The organism is Caldimonas tepidiphila (genome assembly GCF_003569765.1).
Lineage (GTDB): Bacteria > Pseudomonadota > Gammaproteobacteria > Burkholderiales > Burkholderiaceae_C > Caldimonas > Caldimonas tepidiphila.
Window position 1 is genome coordinate 69,424 of the sequence record NZ_QXMG01000011.1, and the last position, 18,557, is coordinate 87,980.

An 18,557-nucleotide genomic window follows, 5' to 3' on the forward strand; every position below is an offset into this window, starting at 1 on the left:
TTGAGGAGATCCGCGATGAATGCACCGCTCGATGCCGTTCCCCCCGTCCTCTCGCCGTCCTCGCTGATGACGGGCGCCGACTACCGCGAGTCGCTGCGGCGACTGCGCCCGGTGGTCTACGTGGACGGCCGCCGCGTCGAGTCGGTGGCCGACGAGCCGGCGCTGCAGCCGGGCATCAACGCGCTCGCCTACACCTACGACGCCGCGCACGATGCAGCGCTCGCGCCGCTGATGCTCGCGCAGCGCTCCGCCAACGGCAGGACCGTCAACCGGATGCTGCACATCAACGAGTCCGCCGGCGACCTGCTCAACAAGCTCGAGGCGGTGCGCCTGCTGTGCCAGGAGACGGGCTGCGCGCAGCGCTACCTGGTGCACGACGCGATGAACGCGCTCGCGCAGGTCACCGCCCGCATCGACGACGCGCGCGGCGGCAGCGAGCACCGCGCCCGCTTCGAGGCCTACCTCGACCACGTCCAGTCGCAGGACCTGTCGCTCGCGGTGGCGATGACCGATGCCAAGGGCGACCGCTCGAAGCGCCCGCACGAGCAGGCGAATCCGGACACCTACGTGCACGTGGTCGAGCGCAACGCGCGAGGCATCGTCCTCTCGGGCACCAAGGCGATCGTCACCGGTGCGCCCTACGTGCACGAGTTCCTGGTGATGCCCTGCCGCAGCATGGGCCGCGAGGATGCGGACTTCGCGGTGTGCTGCGCGGTGCCGGTGGACGCCGCGGGCGTGACGATCGTCTCGCGCCCGGCGGGCCGTCCCGGCGAGAAGACCGAGCACGGCGCGGCGCTGTTCTCGCGCCGCTACGGGCAGGCCACCGGCGTGGTCGTCTTCGACCGCGTCTTCGTGCCCTGGGAGCGCGTGTTCTATGCCGGCGAATGGGAGCATTCCTCGGTGCTCACCTACAGCTACGCGACGCACCACCGGCACAGCTGCATCGCGGCGCGCGCGGGTTTCGGCGACCTGCTGATCGGCGCCGGTGCGCTGATGTGCGAGGCCAACGGCTTCGATCCGGGCGAGCGCGCCAGCCTGCGCGAGCCGATGGTGGAGCTCATCAAGATCGTCGAGGGCTTCTTCGCCTGCGGCGTCGCGGCGAGCGTCTACGGCACGCGCGACCCGCATGCCGGCAACTACATGCCCGAGCCGGTGTTCTCGAACATCGGCAAGCTGCTGCTCGCGACGCAGATCTACGACATGCACCGCCTCGCGCACGAGGTCTCGGGTGGCCTGATCGTGACGCTGCCGGGCCCCGACGAGGACCACAACCCGGCCACCGCCGCGACGCTGTCCGAGGTGCTGCGCGCCAACCCGGACGTGCCCTACGACAAGCGCATCGAGGTGGCCCGCTTCGTCGAGGACCTGACCGCCTCCTACCAGGCCGGCTGGTACTCCGTCATCAGCCTGCACGGCGGCGGCTCGCCGGCGGCGATGAAGCAGGAGATCTGGCGCCACTATCCGGTCGGCGACAAGGTCGCGCTGGTGGAGCGGCTGCTCGAGCGCGGCGTGCTCGCCGACGGGGACCGGGCCATCACCCGCAACCGTCAGCCCGGGCGCTGCTGCGACCAGGGCTGCACGCGACCCGGGCAGCCCGTCATGGTGCCGCTGCCGGGCCGGGAGGGCGACCGCTGAGCGGCGGCGTCCGGCCTCTCGAAGACCTCCCTGTTCCTGTAGTTGAGGTCGAGGGCAGGGCAGCCGGTGCCGCTCCCGTGCGGCAACGGGAGGAATTGATCGGAGCCGCCGCAGGGGAGGAGGCTCACTGCAGCGAGAAGAGCGCTTCACCACGCCGCCGGGCCGGCCCTGGGGTCGCCCGGCGAAAGGCTTGCGAGGGCGTCACGGGGCGGAGAGACCCCTCCGGCTCAACTGCGCCACGGCAGCTCCATCGCCTGGCCGTCAGGCAAGACCGCCTGCACCGGCGTGCTGGGGAAGACAGCCAGGATTTCCAATGGCTGCGCGCCCACATTGAAGATCTGGTGCACGCGGGCCTTGGGCAGCACGACGGTGGTGTCGGCGCCGAACCGGTAGGCCTCGCCCTCGATGTGCACCTCGCCCCGGCCGGACAGGCACAGCACCACCTCGTCGCAGTCATGTCGGTGCGGCGGGGTGGCTGCTCCGGGGGCGAGTGACTGGCGCCACACGGAGAGATCCTGAAGGCCGTCGTCCCGTCCTGCCCAGGTGACATGGGCGACGCCGGGAATGGGGGTGGTCTGCGGGCGGGTTTGCTCGATCACGTACATGCGGGTCTCCTGAGGTTGGGGAGGGGGAGGGTGTCCGCGGCGCCTGGGACGTGAGTCAGTGTCGGGCCGGGCGATCGGTTCGAGAAGACGGCTTGTCGCCGTAACATTGACGACATCGGTTCCTCAATCGAAGGATCGTTGTGCAAGGCCTCCAGCAGCTCGTCGCATTTGCCGAGACGGCGAAGCACGGCAGCTTCGCGGCTGCCGCACGCGTGCTCGGCACGGCGCCCTCGACGCTGCCCAAGGCGGTCGCACGCCTGGAGCAGTCGCTGGGCGTGCGGCTGTTTCACCGCACCACCCGTCAGGTCACCTTGACCAGCGACGGCGAGCGGCTGTTCCAGCGCTGCCAGCGCCTGCTGGCCGAGCTGGAGGAAATGCAGTCCGAGGCGGCAGGCGCACGGGCCGAGCCGACCGGCACCTTGCGCATCGACATGCCGACCGTGTTCGGACGCCAAGTGATGCTGCCGCTGCTGGCCCGGCTCGTGCAGCGGCATCCTGCCCTGGAGCTCGACGTGCGCTTCTCGGACACCCATGTCGATCTGGTGAAGGACGGCATCGATGTCGCCATCCGGATCGGGGCCCTGCAGGACTCGACCCTGGTGGCGCGCCGCTTCGCCAGCCAGGAACTCGTCCTCGTCGCCTCCCCCGGCTACCTGGAGCGCCACGGCACGCCGCGCGCGCTGCAGGATCTGGCGGCCCACCGGCATATCGTCTTCCGCATACCGGACCGGGGCAGCGACCGGCCCCAGCAGTTCAGTGTCGAGGGCCATGCGGTGGCCCTGCACCCGGCCAAGGGCATGCGCTTCGACGAAGGCGAGGCGATGGTGCAGGCCGCCGTGCTCGGGATGGGCATGGCCCAGGTGCCCGATTACATGGCCGCGGACGGGATCGCCTCCGGCAGGCTGGTCGAGCTGCTGCCGCAGCATCGCCCTCCGGCGCTGCCGATCCATGCCGTGATGCCGGCCCACCGGATGGTGCCGGCGCGAGTGCGGGTGCTGCTGGATATGCTCGAGGACGCGGCAGCACTTCTCGGGACTGCACCCTGATCCTCGGCGGACCGGGCGCTTCCTCCTCGCGTCAGCCTCGCTCGTCGCGCGCGCACCGGAAGCCGATGTAGACCACGGCGGTGTCCGCCGGCTTGGCTTGCAGGTGATCGGCTCGCATTTGCGCGGTGCCGTACCACCAGGACCCGCCCCGGGTGCGGCGCTCCGCATTCCCGGCCGCACCTCGCGGCTCGTCCACCCATTCCCAGACGTTGCCGCCCATGTCGTGCAGGCCGTTGACGCCGGCCGGTGTCGTCGTCACCCGCGCATGTCCGTCCCCGCGTGACAGCGCGGCGCCGTGGCGGATCGCGCGCTGTCGCGCAGCTTCGCCGCAGTCCTCCAGGCACTGCGCGCCCGCAGCGCTGTCGCCCGTCGGGTAGGGATAGGTCTTGCCGCGCATGAACGGTGCCGGCGGATTCGCCCGCTGCTCCGTGTAGGCCGCCGTGACCCACTCCCTATCGGTCGGCAAGCGACCTCCGGCCCAGCGGCAGAAGGCCTGTGCCTCATGGAAAGTGAGGTGCACCGCCGGCTCGTCATCCCCCGCACGCCGGCTGCCGCCGAACGGTGTAGCCCAGGTCCAGCCCGGCTTCTGCGTCCAGCCGGCCTCGTAGACCAGGCCCCCTCCGGCGCGCTCGGCCTGCGTGACGGTACGGGTCGCTTCGGCAAAACGCCGGAACTGCACGACGGTGGTCTCGGTACGTGCGATGCCGAAGGTGCCGAGCCGCACCCAATCGATCCCTGCCGGGTTGGGTCGGATGGCCGCTGCCGGCAGCGACACGATCGCGGCGAGCGCCACGAGCAGGTGCCTGAGCCGCCCGATGCGACCTGTCGGCGGAACGGGCAGCGTCATCATGGCTGGAGGGGGATTTCGTCGTCCATCTCGGGGAGGTCTGTATCGCGCATGTGCGGTGAGGGCTCGAGCCCAGCCTTCTCATTGTCGCCGGCTGCAGAGCCGGCTGGCGCTTTGCCGCGCTTCGGCCCCGCGGGTTCATGCCGAGCACTGCTGCCGCGTCTCGAAGAGGATGCAGCCCGTATGCGGGGAGGCGCTGCGAGCCTCGTGGGAATCCCGAAGGCGTCCAGGCGATCCATCTCCACGAAAACCTGCCGCCATCGCTCACGGATCATCCCTCGCGATGACGTCGGCGCGGAACGCCGGGCACGGAGGCGGGTGGGCAGATGGATTTCCGAATCGCCAACGCGATCACGAGGATGCGCCAGTACTGCGAGTCGCAGGACGTGGAGGCCGCTTGAATGCCTGGAGAGGCAGGGCGCCGCAAGAGGGGCACTGGAAGCCTTGATCCTGTAGAGGAATCAACAGCTTGCGAGATTCTTGGAGCGGGTGAAGGGAATCGAACCCTCGTATGAAGCTTGGGAAGCTGCCGTTCTACCATTGAACTACACCCGCAGCGGAACGCGATTATAGGGGCAGCGCAGGCGTCCCGTGTCCCCGGCCCCGCACATGGGGGCCTTCCGAGCGGCGCGGGCATCGCGGACTTGCGATAAAAGGGAAGGCGATGTCCCTGCCTCGCCTGCTCCTGTCGTGCGTCCGGGCCGGGGGGGCCGGAGCCCGGTGGCCATCGCGGCTGCCGGCCAGCCTGGTGCTCGGCTTGGCGCTCGCGCTCGGCGGCTGTGCGGGGCTCCCGCCCCTTCCGGAGCGCGCGCCCATGCAGGCGCTGGCCCGGCCGCAGGACACCGCGCTCGGGCGGCTCGTGGCGGCCCAGGCCCCGCACCCGCGCCTGTCGGGCTTCCGGCTGCTGGTCTCGGGCGAGGAGGCGCTCGGCTCGCTGATCGCGCTCGTCGATGCGGCGGAGCGAACGCTCGACCTGCAGTACTACCTGCTGCACAACGACAACTCGACGCGCGCAGTGCTGTCGCGGGTGCATGCCGCGGCCGAGCGCGGCGTGCGCGTGCGGGTGCTGCTCGACGACATCCACACCGCGGGCGAGGACCACAACCTGCTCGAGCTGGCCGCGCACCCGCGCATCGACGTGCGGCTGTTCAATCCCTTTCCGGCCGGGCGCCTGTCGCTCGCGACGCGCCTCATCGCGTCGCTCACCGACATCGCGCGCATCAACCAGCGCATGCACAGCAAGATGCTGGTGGCCGACAACGCGCTCGCGATCACCGGGGGCCGCAACCTCGGCGACCCCTACTTCGTGCAGAGCCCGACGAGCAATTTCCTCGACCTCGACGTCGTCGCCGCCGGCACCATCGTGCGCGAGCTCTCCGCTTCCTTCGACCGGTTCTGGAACCATGCGCTCGCCTATCCGGTGGAGTCGCTCGCGGCCGGGCTGCCGCCGGCCGACGAGCGGCCCTCGCTGATCGCTGCGCCCCGCCCGCGGCCGCCCGTGGGCAGCGGCACGCTGGCGCGCGAGATCGCGCAGCGCCGCCTCGCGCTGGTCTGGGTGCCGGCGACGCTGCTCGCGGACCTGCCGTCGAAGATCGCCAGCGACGCGAACTGGAACCTCGAGGAGACGGTCGCCGACGGCGTGAACGGACTGATGCGCTCGGCGCAGCGCGAGCTGGTGATCGTCTCGCCGTACTACGTGCCGGGGGAGCGGGGCGTGGCGCTGCTGCGCGAGCTGCGCTCGCGCGGCGTGCGGGTGCGCGTGCTGACCAATTCCCTGGCCACCACCGATGCGCCTGTGGTGCATGTCGGCTATCGCCGCTACCGCGAGGCCCTGCTGCGCGAGGGCGTCGAGCTGCACGAGCTCGAGCCGCGCCTCGGCGCCGTGCGGCGCGGCCGCCTGCAGTCCTTCGGCTCCTCGCGCGCGAGCCTGCATCTCAAGGCGATGGTGGTGGACGGGCGCACCGTGCTGGTCGGCTCGATGAACATGGACCCGCGCTCGGCACGGCTGAACACCGAGATCGGCCTGGTGTTCCGCAGTCGCGAGATCGCCGCGCAGTTGCTCGAGCTCTTCGAGGAGGTCACCGAGCACAGCAGCTACCGGCTGCGCCTCGGCGCGGACGGCAGGCTGCAGTGGCACGGCGAGAGCCCGGCCGGGACTCCGCAGGTCCACCGCCGCGAGCCGGATGCTCCCTGGTGGCTGCGCTGGAGCGTGCCGCTGATGGCGCCGCTCGCTCCCGAGGAACTGCTCTGAAAGCCCGGCTGTTGTCAGGCGGTTCCACGCCCGATCCCCGCGTCCGAGCGCTCCCCGCCCCGGCAACGCCCCGAGCTCCCGCCGGCACCCCTTGAAGAGCGGCGCAGCCGCCCCGATCACGCCCCGCCCATCCTGATCCGCCGCCGCCTGCGCGCTGGACGGCAGGCCGACCGCTGCCTCGGAATTCCGAAATGACAGGGCGGAATCGAGTGCCTGAATCCCCGAAACAAACGCCTGCAAATGCGTGCCCTTGAATGGAGGGCGCGTCACAGCTGTTATCGCTTGTCTCGAAAGGTCGCCTATGCACAATGAAATGACACTTGGCATTCAAGAATCCGCGGCAGCGGATAGGAAGTAATGAGGGCGGGAATGCGTAAATATTTCTGTAAACCACAGATGACAAATATTCAGTTGCCCTCGAAAACGCTGGCCGCCCTCGCGCTGGTCGCATGCTGTGGCTGGGCCGGCGCCAGCGAGCAGGGGAGTTCCGCCCTGGAGCGGAGCATCTCCGCGCTGTCGGCCGTCGAGGGACGGGCGGATTACGCGCTGCTCGGGCCGGCGCTGAGCTACCACCAGCAGCGCACCCATGCCAAGCGCCCCTACAACGAGGCGCACTCGGGACTCGGCATCGAGCAGCGGGCGCCGCTCGCCGCTTCGCTCTACTGGGAGCGCCGGCTGAGTGTCAGCGTGATGAACGACAGCTTCGATCAGCCGGCGCTGTTCATGCAGGCCGCCCTGCTGCGGGAGGTGGCATCCATTGCGGGCGTGCGCATGCTCGTCGGCGCCAGCACCGGGGTGGCGTACAAGCACATGAAATGGGAGGGGCCCCGCGAATGGACGCCGCTGCTGGGCGCCGCATTTGCACTGAAGCCGAGAAACGGCATCGGCCTCAATGCAACCTACGTGTACAGGCAGAACAGGACCACCGGGCGGGACAGCAGCATCCTGACGCTCCAGACCTCCTATTCCTTCTGAGCCCGGCAGGCGATTTTCCCGCGGCCCCGTCCGTGATTCGAGCCGGTCCTCGGTTCAGGCGCTGACCGGTTTCCCGCGGGGCGGTACTTCCCTCATTTCAGGATGTCGCCCAGGCAGAGGTATTTCATCTCGACATATTCCTCGATGCCATGGCGCGAGCCCTCGCGGCCGAGCCCCGACTGCTTCACGCCGCCGAAGGGCACCTCGGCGGTCGAGATGATGCCGGTGTTGATGCCGACCATGCCGTACTCGAGCGCCTCGCCGACGCGGAAGATGCGGCCGATGTCGCGGCTGTAGAAGTAGCTGGCGAGCCCGAACTCGGTCGCGTTGGCGAGCTCGATCGCCTCCTGCTCGGTGCGGAAGCGGAACACCGGCGCGACCGGCCCGAAGGTCTCCTCGCGCGCGCACAGCATCTCGGGGGTCGCGCCAGCGAGCACAGTGGGCTCGTAGAAGCGTTCGCCCAGGCGCTTGCCGCCGGAGACGACCGACGCGCCCTTGGCGAGCGCGTCGGCCACGTGGCGCTCGACCTTCTCCAGCGCCGCGTCGTCGATCAGCGGCCCGAGGCTCACGCCCGGCTCGAAGCCGTTGCCGACCTTCAGGCCGCGCGCCTTCTCGGCGAGCTTCGCGACGAAGGCGTCGTACACGCCCTCCTGCACGTAGATCCGGTTGGCGCAGACGCAGGTCTGGCCGGCGTTGCGGTACTTGCTCGCCATCGCGCCCTCGACCGCGCTGTCGATGTCCGCGTCGTCGAAGACGATGAAGGGCGCGTTGCCGCCGAGTTCGAGCGAGAGCTTCTTGATCGTCGGCGCGCACTGCTTCATCAGGATGCGGCCGACCTCGGTGGAGCCGGTGAAGGAGAGGTGGCGCACCACGTCGCTGTCGCACAGGACCTTGCCGACCTCGATCGAGTTGGCCGAGTCGGCGGTGACGACGTTGAGCACGCCGGGGGGCATGCCCGCGCGCTGCGCGAGCTCGGCGCAGGCCAGCGCGGAGAGCGGCGTCTGCTCGGCCGGCTTGATCACCACCGGGCAGCCGGCCGCCAGCGCCGGCGCCACCTTGCGCGTGATCATCGCGATCGGGAAGTTCCACGGTGTGATCGCCGCGCACACGCCGATCGGCTGGCGTAGCACCAGGTAGCGCTTGCCGGGGTCGGTGGTCTCGACCGTCTCGCCCGCGACGCGCTTGGCCTCTTCCGCGAACCACTCGACGAAGCTCGCGCCGTAGGTGACCTCGCCCCGGGCCTCGGCGAGCGGCTTCCCTTGCTCGGCGGTCATGATGCGCGCGAGGTCCTCGGCGTGCTGGTGCAGCAGCTGGAACCACTTCATCAGGATCGCGGCGCGCTCCTTGGCGGTCTTCTCGCGCCACGCAGGCCAGGCGGCGTTCGCGGCGGCGATTGCCGCCCCGGTCTCGGCCGCGCCCAGGTTGGCGACGTCGGCGAGTTTCTGTCCCGTGGCGGGGTCGTGCACGTCGAAGCGCACAGCGCCGGCGACCCAGCGGCCGTCGATCAGCGCATCGGTCTTCAGCAGGCCGGCATCGGCCAGTGCGGCCAGCGGCGAGGTCTTCATGTCCATCTCGGTGTCTCCAGGAGGGGCCGCCCGCAGCGGGGCAGGGCAAGGGGGCACTCTACTGCGCGCTGCGCGCCCGCGCGAGGCGGAGCCCCGGGCGACAGGGGCGGATCGGCTAAGATTCGCCGATTCAACCGAGCGATGGCGCCCGCCATGCGCCGGCCGCGTTTCCCGCAGGGAATCGCCGTCCGCAGCCCGGCGCGGGCGCCACACGCAGCCGAGCCCGCTGCGGCCGCTTCCCGCCCGCCATCCTCCGTTGCCCTCGTCCTCAGAGCAGGTTCCGCATGAAAGCCTCCGAAATCCGTTCCCAGTTCCTGAAGTTCTTCGAGTCCAAGGGCCACCAGATCGTGGCCTCGAGCCCGGTGGTGCCGGGCGACGACCCGACGCTGCTCTTCACCAACGCGGGGATGAACCAGTTCAAGGACGTGTTCCTCGGCTTCGACAAGCGGCCCTACAGCCGCGCGACGACCTCGCAGAAGTGCATTCGCGCCGGCGGCAAGCACAACGACCTCGACAACGTCGGCTACACCGCGCGCCACCACACCTTCTTCGAGATGCTGGGCAACTTCAGCTTCGGGGACTACTTCAAGCACGACGCGATCCAGTACGCGTGGGAGCTGCTGACCAAGGTCTTCAAGCTGCCGGAAGAGAAGCTCTGGGTCACGGTCTACGCCGAGGACGACGAGGCCTACGAGATCTGGAACAAGGTGGTGGGCGTGCCCGCCGAGCGCATCGTGCGCATCGGCGACAACAAGGGCGCGCGCTACGCCTCGGACAACTTCTGGATGATGGGCGACACCGGCCCCTGCGGCCCCTGCACCGAGATCTTCTACGACCACGGCCCCGAGGTCGCCGGCGGCCCCCCGGGCAGCCCCGACGAGGACGGCGACCGCTACATCGAGATCTGGAACAACGTCTTCATGCAGTTCAACCGCGACGAGGCGGGCGTGATGCACAAGCTCCCGAAGCCGAGCGTGGACACCGGCATGGGCCTGGAGCGCATCGCGGCGGTGCTGCAGCACGTGCACTCGAACTACGAGATCGACCTGTTCGTGAACCTGCTGGCCGCGGCGAAGTCGGCGGTCGATGCAGCCGGTGCCGGCGACTGCGACAAGGACTCGCCCTCGCTGAAGGTGATCGCCGACCACATCCGCGCCTGCGCCTTCACGGTCGCCGACGGCGTGATCCCCGGCAACGCCGGACGCGGCTACGTGCTGCGCCGCATCACCCGCCGCGCGATCCGTCACGGCTACAAGCTCGGCGCGCGCACCCCGTTCTTCCACAAGCTGGTGGCGGCGCTCGTCCGGGAGATGGGCGAGGCCTATCCCGAGCTGCGCGCCAACGAATCGCGCGTCACCGAGGTGCTCAAGCAGGAAGAGGAGCGTTTCTTCCAGACCATCGACAACGGCATGCAGATCCTGGAAGCGGCGCTCTCCAGCGGCTCCGGCGTGATCGACGGCGAGACCGCCTTCAAGCTGCACGACACCTACGGCTTCCCGCTGGACCTCACGGCCGACGTCTGCCGCGAGCGCGGCGTGACGGTGGACGAGGCCGGCTTCCAGACCGCGATGAACCGCCAGCGCGAGCAGGCGCGCGCCGCGGGCAAGTTCAAGATGGCGCAGGGGCTGGAGTATTCCGGCACGGCGACCACCTTCCATGGCTATGAAAAGCTGCTGCACGACACCGCGACCGTGGTCGCGGTCTACGTCGACGGCGTGCAGGCTGAATCGGCCAAGGCCGGCGACGACGCGGTGATCGTGCTCGACCACACCCCGTTCTATGCCGAGAGCGGCGGTCAGGTGGGCGACACCGGCGAGCTGCGCAACGCGACGACGCGCGTGGAGGTCGAGGACACCGTGAAGATCCAGGCCGACGTGTTCGGCCACCACGGCCGCGTCGTCGAGGGCGAGGTCCGGGTCGGCGACGTGTTCGACGCCCGCGTGGACGCCGAGAAGCGCGCCCGCACGGTGCGCAACCACAGCGCGACCCACCTGATGCACAAGGCGCTGCGCGAGGTGCTGGGCGCGCACGTGCAGCAGAAGGGCTCGCTGGTCACGCCCGAGCGCACCCGTTTCGACTTCGCGCACAACGCGCCGATGACCGCGGAGGAGATCCGCAAGGTCGAGGCGCTGGTGAACGCCGAGATCCTCGCCAACGCGCCGGCGCAGGCCGCGGTGATGGCGCTCGACGATGCGCAGAAGTCCGGCGCGATGATGCTGTTCGGCGAGAAGTACGGCGAGACGGTGCGCGTGCTGACGATCGGCTCCAGCAAGGAGCTCTGCGGCGGCACGCACGTGCAGCGCACCGGCGACATCGGCCTGTTCAAGATCGTCGCCGAGGGCGGCGTCGCGGCCGGCATCCGCCGCGTCGAGGCGGTCACCGGCGACAACGCGCTGGCCTATCTGCAGGGCCTGGAGGCCACGGTCGCCAGCGCCGCGGGCACGCTCAAGGCGGCGCCCGCCGAGCTGCCCTCGCGCATTGCCGGCGTGCTGGACCAGGTCCGCGCGCTCGAGAAGGAGCTCGCCGCCGTCAAGGGCAGGCTCGCGTCCGCGCAGGGTGACGAGCTGCTCGCGAAGGCGGTGGACGTGAACGGCATCAAGGTGCTCGCCGCGACGCTCGAGGGCGCCGACGCCAGGACGCTGCGCGAGACCATGGACCAGCTCAAGAACAAGCTCAAGAGCGCCGCGATCGTGCTCGCCGCGGTGGACGGCGGCAAGGTGCAGCTCGCCGCGGGCGTCACTGCCGACAGCACGGGCAAGGTCAAGGCCGGCGAGCTGGTCAACTTCGTCGCGCAGCAGGTCGGCGGCAAGGGCGGCGGCAAGCCCGACATGGCGATGGCCGGCGGCACCGAGCCGGCCAAGCTGCCTGCGGCGCTCGCCGCGGTGCAGGGCTGGGTCGCCGAGCGCGTCTGACGCCGCCCCTCACGCCCGAGACCGCTTGATCGCGATTTGCCCAAGCGGGTGCGAAACTTGCCCGGCCTGGGCGCAGCGGAGCCGCGGGTTCCGCGGCCGCCGCGTCCCGCCGGGCCGACGCTCCGAGGTAGCAGGGGAGTGCCGATGAAACCGTGGTTCCACTTCGATCTGCCGCTGCGGCGGCATGCGCTCGCCGGCCTGCTGCTGGCCGGGACGCTGGCGGGCAGTGCCGTCGCCGCCCAGGGGCTGCCGTCCGCCGTCCCGCCGGCGGCGGCGGGGACGGAGGCCGCGCCCGCAGGCGGGGACCTCCCGGCGGAATCTGCGGCAGAACAGCGCCCGCCGGTGAAGATGACGGCCGGCGAGCAGGTGGTGCGCGCCTTCGTCGAGGCCTGCGTGGATCAGGGGGGCGAGGTGGGTCCCGCGATCGACTGGGCGCTGAACCACGGCTTCGAGCCGCTCGACCCCGAGGGGCGCGACGGCAGCGACGGTCACGCGCTGCTCGGCGGTCGCCCGGGCGTCGTGTTCGCGACGCCGGAGGCCGCCACCCGCGTGCTGCTGGCCGTCACGCAGGACAACACCTGCACCGTCTGGGCCGAGCGCGCCGCGGGCACGAGCACCCAGGACGCCTTCGTGAAGGCGCTCGAGTCGATGGGCGCACGCGGCGCGCAGCTGCGGCGCGAGACCGACCGCACGCTCGAGCGGGCCGGCGCCTGGCGGCGCCAGCTGGAGTACCGCTTCCGCGCCGTGCCCGGCAGCCGCGACTACCGGCTCGGCGCCGTCACCACGCTGACCGAATCCCCCGCGGCGCAGGCCCTGCACCTGGCGCCGCTGCAGCCCGCCCGGGCGAGCAGCATGCCGGTCGAGGGCACGCGCCCGGCCGAGACGATCACGCCGGTCGCCCGCTGAGATGGTGGCGCGGCGCGCCGTGCGCGGCGCCGAGCCCTTCGGCCCCGCGGCGAAGGCCGGGCCGCCGGTCTGCCCGCTGTGCGGCCGCCCGATCGTGCCGGGCCCGAGCGCCGACGAGCACCACCTCGTGCCGGTCAGCGAGGGCGGGCGCGACAAGGTACTGGTGCACCGCATCTGCCACCGCAAGATCCACGCGACCTTCAGCGAGAAGGAGCTGGCGCGCGAGTTCCACACCTGGGAGGCGTTGCGCGCCCACCCCGAGATCGCCGCCTTCGTGCGCTGGGTGGCCGGCAAGCCGCCGGAGTACTACGACCGTTCCGTGCGTCCGAGGCGGCGGCGCTGAAGCCGGCCCCTCGGCTCCTCAGCCCGGCTCGCCGGGATGCCGCGGGGCAGCGGCAGCGGGCCCGGGCCCGGCCTTCTCGCCTTCGAGCTCGGCGCGCAGCCGCGGCAGGCAGTCGGGATGCTCGCGCTGGATGTAGTCGATCAGCCATTCGCGCACGTGGCAGCGCAGGTCCCAGGCTCGGCCCGCGTCGGCCGCGGTGACGAGCGCGCGCAGCTGCATGCAGCGCTCGCCGGCCTCGAAGACCTGCAGCAGCGCGAGCCGCCCGTCCCAGTCCTTCGAGGCCTCGCAGGCGAGTTGCAGCTGCTCGCGCAGCGGCGCGAGCGGCATGCGGTAGTCGACCCACAGGAACACGGTGCCGATCAGCTCGGAGGTGGAGCGGGTCCAGTTCTGGAACGGGTTCTCGATCCACCACTGCAGCGGCACGACCAGGCGGCGCTGGTCCCAGATCTTCACCACCACGTAGGCGCCGGTGATCTCCTCGATGACGCCCCATTCGCCCTGCACGATCACGACGTCGTCGAGGCGGATCGGCTGCGTCAGCCCGATCTGCAGCCCCGCGATCATGTTGCCGAGCACCGGGCGCGCGGCGAAGCCGGCGACGATGCCGACGAGGCCGGCCGAGGCCAGCAGGCTCGCGCCGATCTGGCGCACGCCGGGGAAGGTCATCAGGATCATCGCGCCGGCGACGATCAGCACCAGCGCCTCCAGCGTCTTGGCGAGCGCGCGCGCCTGCGTGTGGATGCGGCGCGCCTGCAGGTTGTCGGCCACCGTCGCGGGATGGGCCTGCACGATCGCGCGCTCGATGCCGGCCAGGATCTTGAGCGCGAGCCAGGCCAGCGCCGCGATCAGCAGGATGCCGGTGTAGTGCTGCACGAGCGAGAGGCCGTTGACGTCCGCCGGCGCACCGTGCCACACCAGGTTCAGCGCCACCAGCGGCAGCAGCAGCCGTGCCGGCGGGCGGATCTCGCGCGCCACCGTCAGCGCGAACTCGGAGCGGCGCAGTGCGTGCAGCACGATGCGCTGGCCGATGCGGAACGCCAGATGCGCCACGAGCACCGCCACCAGCGCCGTGCCGAGCAGCGGCAGCCATTCCCTCAAGCCTTCGGGCAACCAGTCGAGCGACGCCATCTTCCTCCCGGACGGTGTGATGAGCGGTGCATGTTAGGGGCGGGGCGGTGCCCGCGGACGGCCTGGGGTGTGCGCCGGCCGCACGCGGGGGAAGGGGACTTGGCCGGAGGCCGGCAGCGCCCGAACGCACGACGGATAATGCGCCTCCTGCCCGCAGTCGTTCTGCCGGGACCGGCTCCTGTCGGCCGCAGCCCGTCCTTTTTCCTCCCCGACATGAAAGCTTCCCCGCCCCCGAACCGCGGCCTGCCGCGCCGTCGCCTGCTGCAGGCCGTAACGGCTGCCGCCACGCTGGCGTGGCTGCCGGGCCGCGCCGCTCAGCCGCGCCACCGGGTGCGGCCCTGGCCCGCCGGCCAAGCCGTGCCGCCGCTGTCGCTGCCCGTGCTCGAGGGCGGGCGCTGGTCGCTCGCCGATGCGCGCGGCCAGGCCGTGCTGCTGAACTTCTGGGCGAGCTGGTGCGAGCCCTGCGTGGCCGAGATGCCCTCGTTGCAACGGCTGGCGCAGGGCCATGCCGGCCGGCTGGAGGTCCGGGGCGTCAACTTCCGCGAGTCGCCCGAGCGCGTGCGCGCCTTCCTGCAGCAGGTGGGCACCGACTTCCCTCAGCTGCTCGACAGCGACGGCGCCGCGATGCGCGCCTGGACGCCACGCGTGCTGCCGAGCACGGTGCTGGTGGACGCCCAGGGGCGGCCGCGCTTCACCGTGGTCGGCGAGCTCGACTGGGACGGCGATGAGGCGCAGCGCCTGCTCGAACCCTGGCTGTCGGGCAAGCCGCACCGATAATTGCGGGTTTTTCCGTCGAAGGCACTGGCGCCGGCGGCCCCCCGTTTTCCCGAGGTCTCCGATGAACTCCCCCCGTTTCGCACGTCGCACGCTCCTGAAACTCGGCGCAGCCGGCCTGGCTGCAGTCTCCGTCCCCCGCCTCGCAGCCGCAAAGGCCTCCGCCACGCCGGCACGCTTCGCACCGCGGCCCGGCGCCTGGCGCACCTTCGAGCTCGTCACCCGCATCGAGATCTCCGAGCCGGAGCTCGCCACGCGCGTGTGGCTGCCGCTGCCCTCGCTCGACACCGACTGGCAGCAGTCGCTCGAGAGCGGCTGGCGCGGCAATGCCGCGCAGGCCCGCGTGACGGCCGACGCCCGCTACGGCGCGCGCATGCTGGCGGCCGATTTCGTGCCCGGCACGCCGCTGCCGGTGATCGAGCTCACGAGCCGCGTGCGCACCCGCGACCGCGCCACCGACTGGTCGTCGCCCGGCGCGCCGCCGGCCGACCCCGGCGTGCTGGAGTTCTGGAAGCAGCCCACCGAGCTGATCCCGACCGACGGCATCGTGCGCGAGACCGCGCTCGAGATCACGCGCGGCGCGCGCGGCGACCGCGAGCGCGTGCAGCGCATCTACGACTGGATCGTCGTCAACACCCACCGCGAGCCGACGGTGCGCGGCTGCGGCACCGGCGACATCAAGGCGATGCTCGAGACCGGCAACCTCGGCGGCAAGTGCGGCGACATCAACGCGCTGTTCGTCGGCCTGTGCCGCGCGGTCGACGTGCCGGCGCGCGACGTCTACGGCATCCGGCTCGCGCCCTCGGCCTTCGGCTACAAGCAGCTCGGCAGCGACTCCGAGCGCCTCACCGGCGCGCAGCACTGCCGCGCCGAGGTGCACCTCCGGGGCCACGGCTGGGTCGCGATGGACCCGGCCGACGTCGGCAAGGTGATGCGCGCGGAGAGCGCGGAATGGATCAAGGACCCCGACCATCCGCTCGTCGTGCCGGTGCGCCGCGGCCTGTTCGGAGGCTGGGAGGGCAACTGGCTCGCCTACAACACCGCGCACGACATCGCGCTGCCCGGCTCCAGTGGCGAGCGGCTCGGCTTCCTGATGTACCCGCAGGCCGAGAACCCGCAGGGCCGCTACGACCCGCTCGACCCGGACCGCTTCCACTACACGATCTCGGCGCGCGAGATCGCCTGAGCCCCGGCCGGCGCGCAGCGCGGCGTGAGGCGGTTACAGTGCCGGCCATGAACACAGACAACGACTCCCGCCGCGCGCTCGCCGGGCGCCGCCTGGTGCTGGGCCTCTCGGGCGGCATCGCCTGCTACAAGTCGGCCGAGCTGCTGCGCCTGCTGGTGAAGGCCGGTGCCGACGTGCAGGTGGTGATGACCGAGGGCGCGGCGCAGTTCATCACGCCGGTGACGATGCAGGCGCTGTCGAACCGCGAGGTCTTCCTCTCGACCTGGGACGCGCGCGCGCCGAACAACATGGCGCACATCAACCTGTCGCGCGAGGCCGACGCGCTGCTCGTCGCACCGGCGAGCGCGGACTTCATCGCGCGGCTCGCGCAGGGACGCGCCGACGACCTGCTGAGCCTGCTGTGCCTCGCGCGCCCGCCGGGGCTGTGCCCGCTGCTGCTGGCGCCGGCGATGAACCGCGAGATGTGGGCGCACCCGGCCACGCAGCGCAACGTCGCGCAGGTCGCTGCCGACGGCGCGCGCGTGCTCGGCGTCGGCAGCGGCGAGCAGGCCTGCGGCGAGACCGGCGACGGCCGCATGCTCGAGCCCGAGGAGCTGCTCGACGAGCTGGTCGCCTTCTTCCAGCCCAAGGTGCTGGCCGGCAAGACGGTGCTGATCACCGCCGGGCCGACCTTCGAGCCGATCGATCCGGTGCGCGGCATCACCAACCACTCCAGCGGCAAGATGGGCTTCGCGATGGCGCGCGCCGCGCGCGAGGCCGGTGCCGACGTGACGCTGGTCGCCGGCCCCGTGCACCTGCCGACGCCGCGCGGCGTGCGGCGCATCGACGTGCAGACCGCGCAGCAGATGTACGACGCGGTCGTGCCGCGGGCCGCGGCGCACGAGATCTTCATCGCGACCGCCGCGGTGGCCGACTGGCGCCCGGCGAGCGCCTCCGACCAGAAGCTCAAGAAGGACGGCAGCGGCCGCTGCCCGGACATCGGCTTCGCCGAGAACCCGGACATCCTCGCCGCCGTCGCGCGGCTGCCCCGGCCGCCGTTCTGCGTCGGCTTCGCCGCCGAGAGCCACGACCTGCTCGCGCACGCGCGCGCCAAGCGCGAGCGCAAGGGCGTGCCGCTGCTGGTCGGCAACCTCGGCCCGGCCACCTTCGGCCGCGACGACAACGCGCTGCTGCTGGTCGACGCGAACGGCCACGCCGAGCTGCCAGAGGGCGCCTCGCAGGGCGCGCGCGCCGACAAGCTCGCGCTCGCGCGCCGGCTGATGGGCGAGATCGCCCGCCGCCTCGCGAGCGAGACCGCTTGATTCCTTTTCTTTTCCCGACCGCATGACCACGATCGATCTGAAGGTGCTGGACCCGCGCATGGCCGACCAGCTGCCCGCCTACGCCACGCCCGGCAGTGCCGGGCTCGACCTGCGCGCCTGCCTCGACGCGCCGCTGACGCTGCAGCCCGGCCAGACCGAGCTGCTGCCCACGGGCCTGGCGATCCATGTCGCCGACCCGGGCCTCGCGGCGCTGATCCTGCCGCGCTCGGGGCTCGGGCACAAGCACGGCATCGTGCTCGGCAACCTCGTCGGCCTGATCGACTCCGACTACCAGGGCCAGCTGATGGTGAGCTGCTGGAACCGCGGCGCCACCGCGTTCACGGTGCAGCCGATGGAGCGCATCGCGCAGCTCGTGATCGTGCCGGTGGTGCAGGCGCGCTTCAACGTGGTGGACGAGTTCGGCGCCTCCGAGCGGGGCGCCGGCGGCTTCGGCTCGACCGGCAAGCACTGAAGGGGCGCAGCCCCCGGCCGACGAGGAAGACGAGGCGAGGGCGGGGCCCTCAGTGCATGTGCGGGCTGCTCGGCACGGTGTTGAGCACCGTGAACACCGGCTGGCCGACCGAGCCCTGCTCGATCTCCTCCTCCAGCGCCTCGCGCACGTCGTGCACCTTGATCGCCAGCCGCAGCGCGATGCCGGCGAGCGGGTGGTTGCCGTCGAGCACGACGTGGCTCTCGTAGACCTCGGTGACGGTGTAGATCGCGTCGTTGGGCATGCCCTGCGTCGTCGCGCCCTCGGGCAGGCCGTCGAACTGCACGCCGGGCTGCAGCCCCTCGGGGAAGAGGCCGCGCTCCTCGAAGAACACCAGGTCGGCGTCGTACTCGCCGAAGGCGTGCTCGGGCTCCAGGTGCAACTGCACCTCGTGGCCGGCCTCCTGGCCCTCGAGGGCCTCCTCGACCTTGGGCAGCAGGTCCTCGCCGCCGAACAGGAACTCCACCGGCTCGCTCAGCTCGTCGATGAACTGGCCCTGGGCGTCTTCGAGTCGCCAGGTCAGGCTGACGACGCACGGATTCGTGATTTGCATGATGCGCCGATGATCGCACACGCGCGCGTGGCGTCCGGCC

Annotated in this window: 16 protein-coding genes and 1 tRNA gene; 11 read left to right on the forward strand and 6 right to left on the reverse strand. The window is 71.3% G+C overall.

Annotated elements, in window-relative coordinates:
- Positions 1-15: 15 nt before the first annotated feature.
- Positions 16-1,635, forward strand: a complete 1,620-nt coding sequence (locus tag D3A59_RS10090) for a 4-hydroxyphenylacetate 3-hydroxylase family protein (protein ID WP_119154796.1) — start codon at positions 16-18, stop codon at positions 1,633-1,635.
- A gap of 227 nt (positions 1,636-1,862) precedes the next feature.
- Here the strand turns inward: D3A59_RS10090 and D3A59_RS10095 are convergent, their stop codons facing one another.
- The gene (locus D3A59_RS10095) at positions 1,863-2,240 is read right to left on the reverse strand and encodes a cupin domain-containing protein (protein WP_119154797.1); all 378 of its coding nucleotides are present in this window, start codon (positions 2,238-2,240) and stop codon (positions 1,863-1,865) included.
- Positions 2,241-2,380: 140 nt separating this feature from the next.
- Here D3A59_RS10095 and D3A59_RS10100 point away from each other — a divergent pair, with 140 nt between their 5' ends.
- On the forward strand, positions 2,381-3,286 hold the full coding sequence (locus D3A59_RS10100) for a LysR family transcriptional regulator (protein ID WP_119154798.1): 906 nt from the start codon (positions 2,381-2,383) through the stop codon (positions 3,284-3,286).
- A gap of 31 nt (positions 3,287-3,317) precedes the next feature.
- Here D3A59_RS10100 and D3A59_RS10105 read toward each other — a convergent pair whose 3' ends face one another.
- Positions 3,318-4,136, reverse strand: coding sequence for a formylglycine-generating enzyme family protein (locus D3A59_RS10105; RefSeq protein ID WP_240636015.1), 819 nt, complete (start codon positions 4,134-4,136; stop codon positions 3,318-3,320).
- A 478-nt stretch (positions 4,137-4,614) separates the two neighbouring features.
- Positions 4,615-4,688: transfer RNA gene (locus D3A59_RS10110), tRNA-Gly, on the reverse strand.
- A 259-nt stretch (positions 4,689-4,947) separates the two neighbouring features.
- Here D3A59_RS10110 and D3A59_RS10115 point away from each other — a divergent pair.
- Together D3A59_RS10115 and D3A59_RS10120 are read left to right on the forward strand one after the other, a co-directional pair.
- Positions 4,948-6,384: a phospholipase D family protein gene (locus D3A59_RS10115; RefSeq protein ID WP_119154799.1), complete on the forward strand. Its 1,437-nt coding sequence runs from the start codon at positions 4,948-4,950 to the stop codon at positions 6,382-6,384.
- Between the two features lie 369 nt (positions 6,385-6,753).
- Positions 6,754-7,359, forward strand: coding sequence for a hypothetical protein (locus D3A59_RS10120; RefSeq protein WP_157991469.1), 606 nt, complete (start codon positions 6,754-6,756; stop codon positions 7,357-7,359).
- Positions 7,360-7,451: 92 nt separating this feature from the next.
- On the opposite strand, the gene D3A59_RS10125 is transcribed toward D3A59_RS10120, so the two are convergent.
- Positions 7,452-8,930 carry an NAD-dependent succinate-semialdehyde dehydrogenase gene (locus tag D3A59_RS10125; protein ID WP_119154801.1) on the reverse strand — a complete coding sequence of 493 codons (1,479 nt, stop codon included), beginning with the start codon at positions 8,928-8,930 and terminating at the stop codon, positions 7,452-7,454.
- Positions 8,931-9,208: 278 nt separating this feature from the next.
- Here D3A59_RS10125 and alaS point away from each other — a divergent pair, with 278 nt between their 5' ends.
- The 3 genes from alaS (at position 9,209) to D3A59_RS10140 (ending at position 13,085) form a co-directional block, all read left to right on the forward strand.
- The gene (gene alaS / locus D3A59_RS10130; RefSeq protein WP_119154802.1) at positions 9,209-11,836 is read left to right on the forward strand and encodes an alanine--tRNA ligase; all 2,628 of its coding nucleotides are present in this window, start codon (positions 9,209-9,211) and stop codon (positions 11,834-11,836) included.
- Between the two features lie 144 nt (positions 11,837-11,980).
- Positions 11,981-12,742: an NMCC_0638 family (lipo)protein gene (locus tag D3A59_RS10135; RefSeq protein WP_119154803.1), complete on the forward strand. Its 762-nt coding sequence runs from the start codon at positions 11,981-11,983 to the stop codon at positions 12,740-12,742.
- A 1-nt stretch (position 12,743) separates the two neighbouring features.
- The gene (locus tag D3A59_RS10140) at positions 12,744-13,085 is read left to right on the forward strand and encodes an HNH endonuclease signature motif containing protein (RefSeq protein ID WP_119154804.1); all 342 of its coding nucleotides are present in this window, start codon (positions 12,744-12,746) and stop codon (positions 13,083-13,085) included.
- 18 nt (positions 13,086-13,103) lie between these two features.
- Here D3A59_RS10140 and D3A59_RS10145 read toward each other — a convergent pair whose 3' ends face one another.
- Positions 13,104-14,213, reverse strand: a complete 1,110-nt coding sequence (locus tag D3A59_RS10145; RefSeq protein WP_119154805.1) for a mechanosensitive ion channel family protein — start codon at positions 14,211-14,213, stop codon at positions 13,104-13,106.
- Between the two features lie 213 nt (positions 14,214-14,426).
- Between D3A59_RS10145 and D3A59_RS10150 the strand changes: the two genes are divergently transcribed.
- From D3A59_RS10150 to dut, 4 genes are all read left to right on the forward strand, one after another.
- Positions 14,427-14,990 (forward strand): TlpA family protein disulfide reductase, encoded by a 564-nt coding sequence (locus D3A59_RS10150; RefSeq protein WP_157991470.1) that lies wholly within the window; start codon positions 14,427-14,429, stop codon positions 14,988-14,990.
- 61 nt (positions 14,991-15,051) lie between these two features.
- Positions 15,052-16,173, forward strand: a complete 1,122-nt coding sequence (locus tag D3A59_RS10155; RefSeq protein ID WP_119154806.1) for a transglutaminase-like domain-containing protein — start codon at positions 15,052-15,054, stop codon at positions 16,171-16,173.
- A 47-nt stretch (positions 16,174-16,220) separates the two neighbouring features.
- Positions 16,221-17,474 (forward strand): bifunctional phosphopantothenoylcysteine decarboxylase/phosphopantothenate--cysteine ligase CoaBC, encoded by a 1,254-nt coding sequence (coaBC, locus tag D3A59_RS10160; RefSeq protein ID WP_119154807.1) that lies wholly within the window; start codon positions 16,221-16,223, stop codon positions 17,472-17,474.
- 22 nt (positions 17,475-17,496) lie between these two features.
- Positions 17,497-17,946, forward strand: a complete 450-nt coding sequence (gene dut, locus D3A59_RS10165; RefSeq protein WP_119154808.1) for a dUTP diphosphatase — start codon at positions 17,497-17,499, stop codon at positions 17,944-17,946.
- A gap of 49 nt (positions 17,947-17,995) precedes the next feature.
- Here the strand turns inward: dut and D3A59_RS10170 are convergent, their stop codons facing one another.
- Positions 17,996-18,517, reverse strand: coding sequence for an FKBP-type peptidyl-prolyl cis-trans isomerase (locus D3A59_RS10170; protein ID WP_119154809.1), 522 nt, complete (start codon positions 18,515-18,517; stop codon positions 17,996-17,998).
- Positions 18,518-18,557 lie beyond the last annotated feature (40 nt).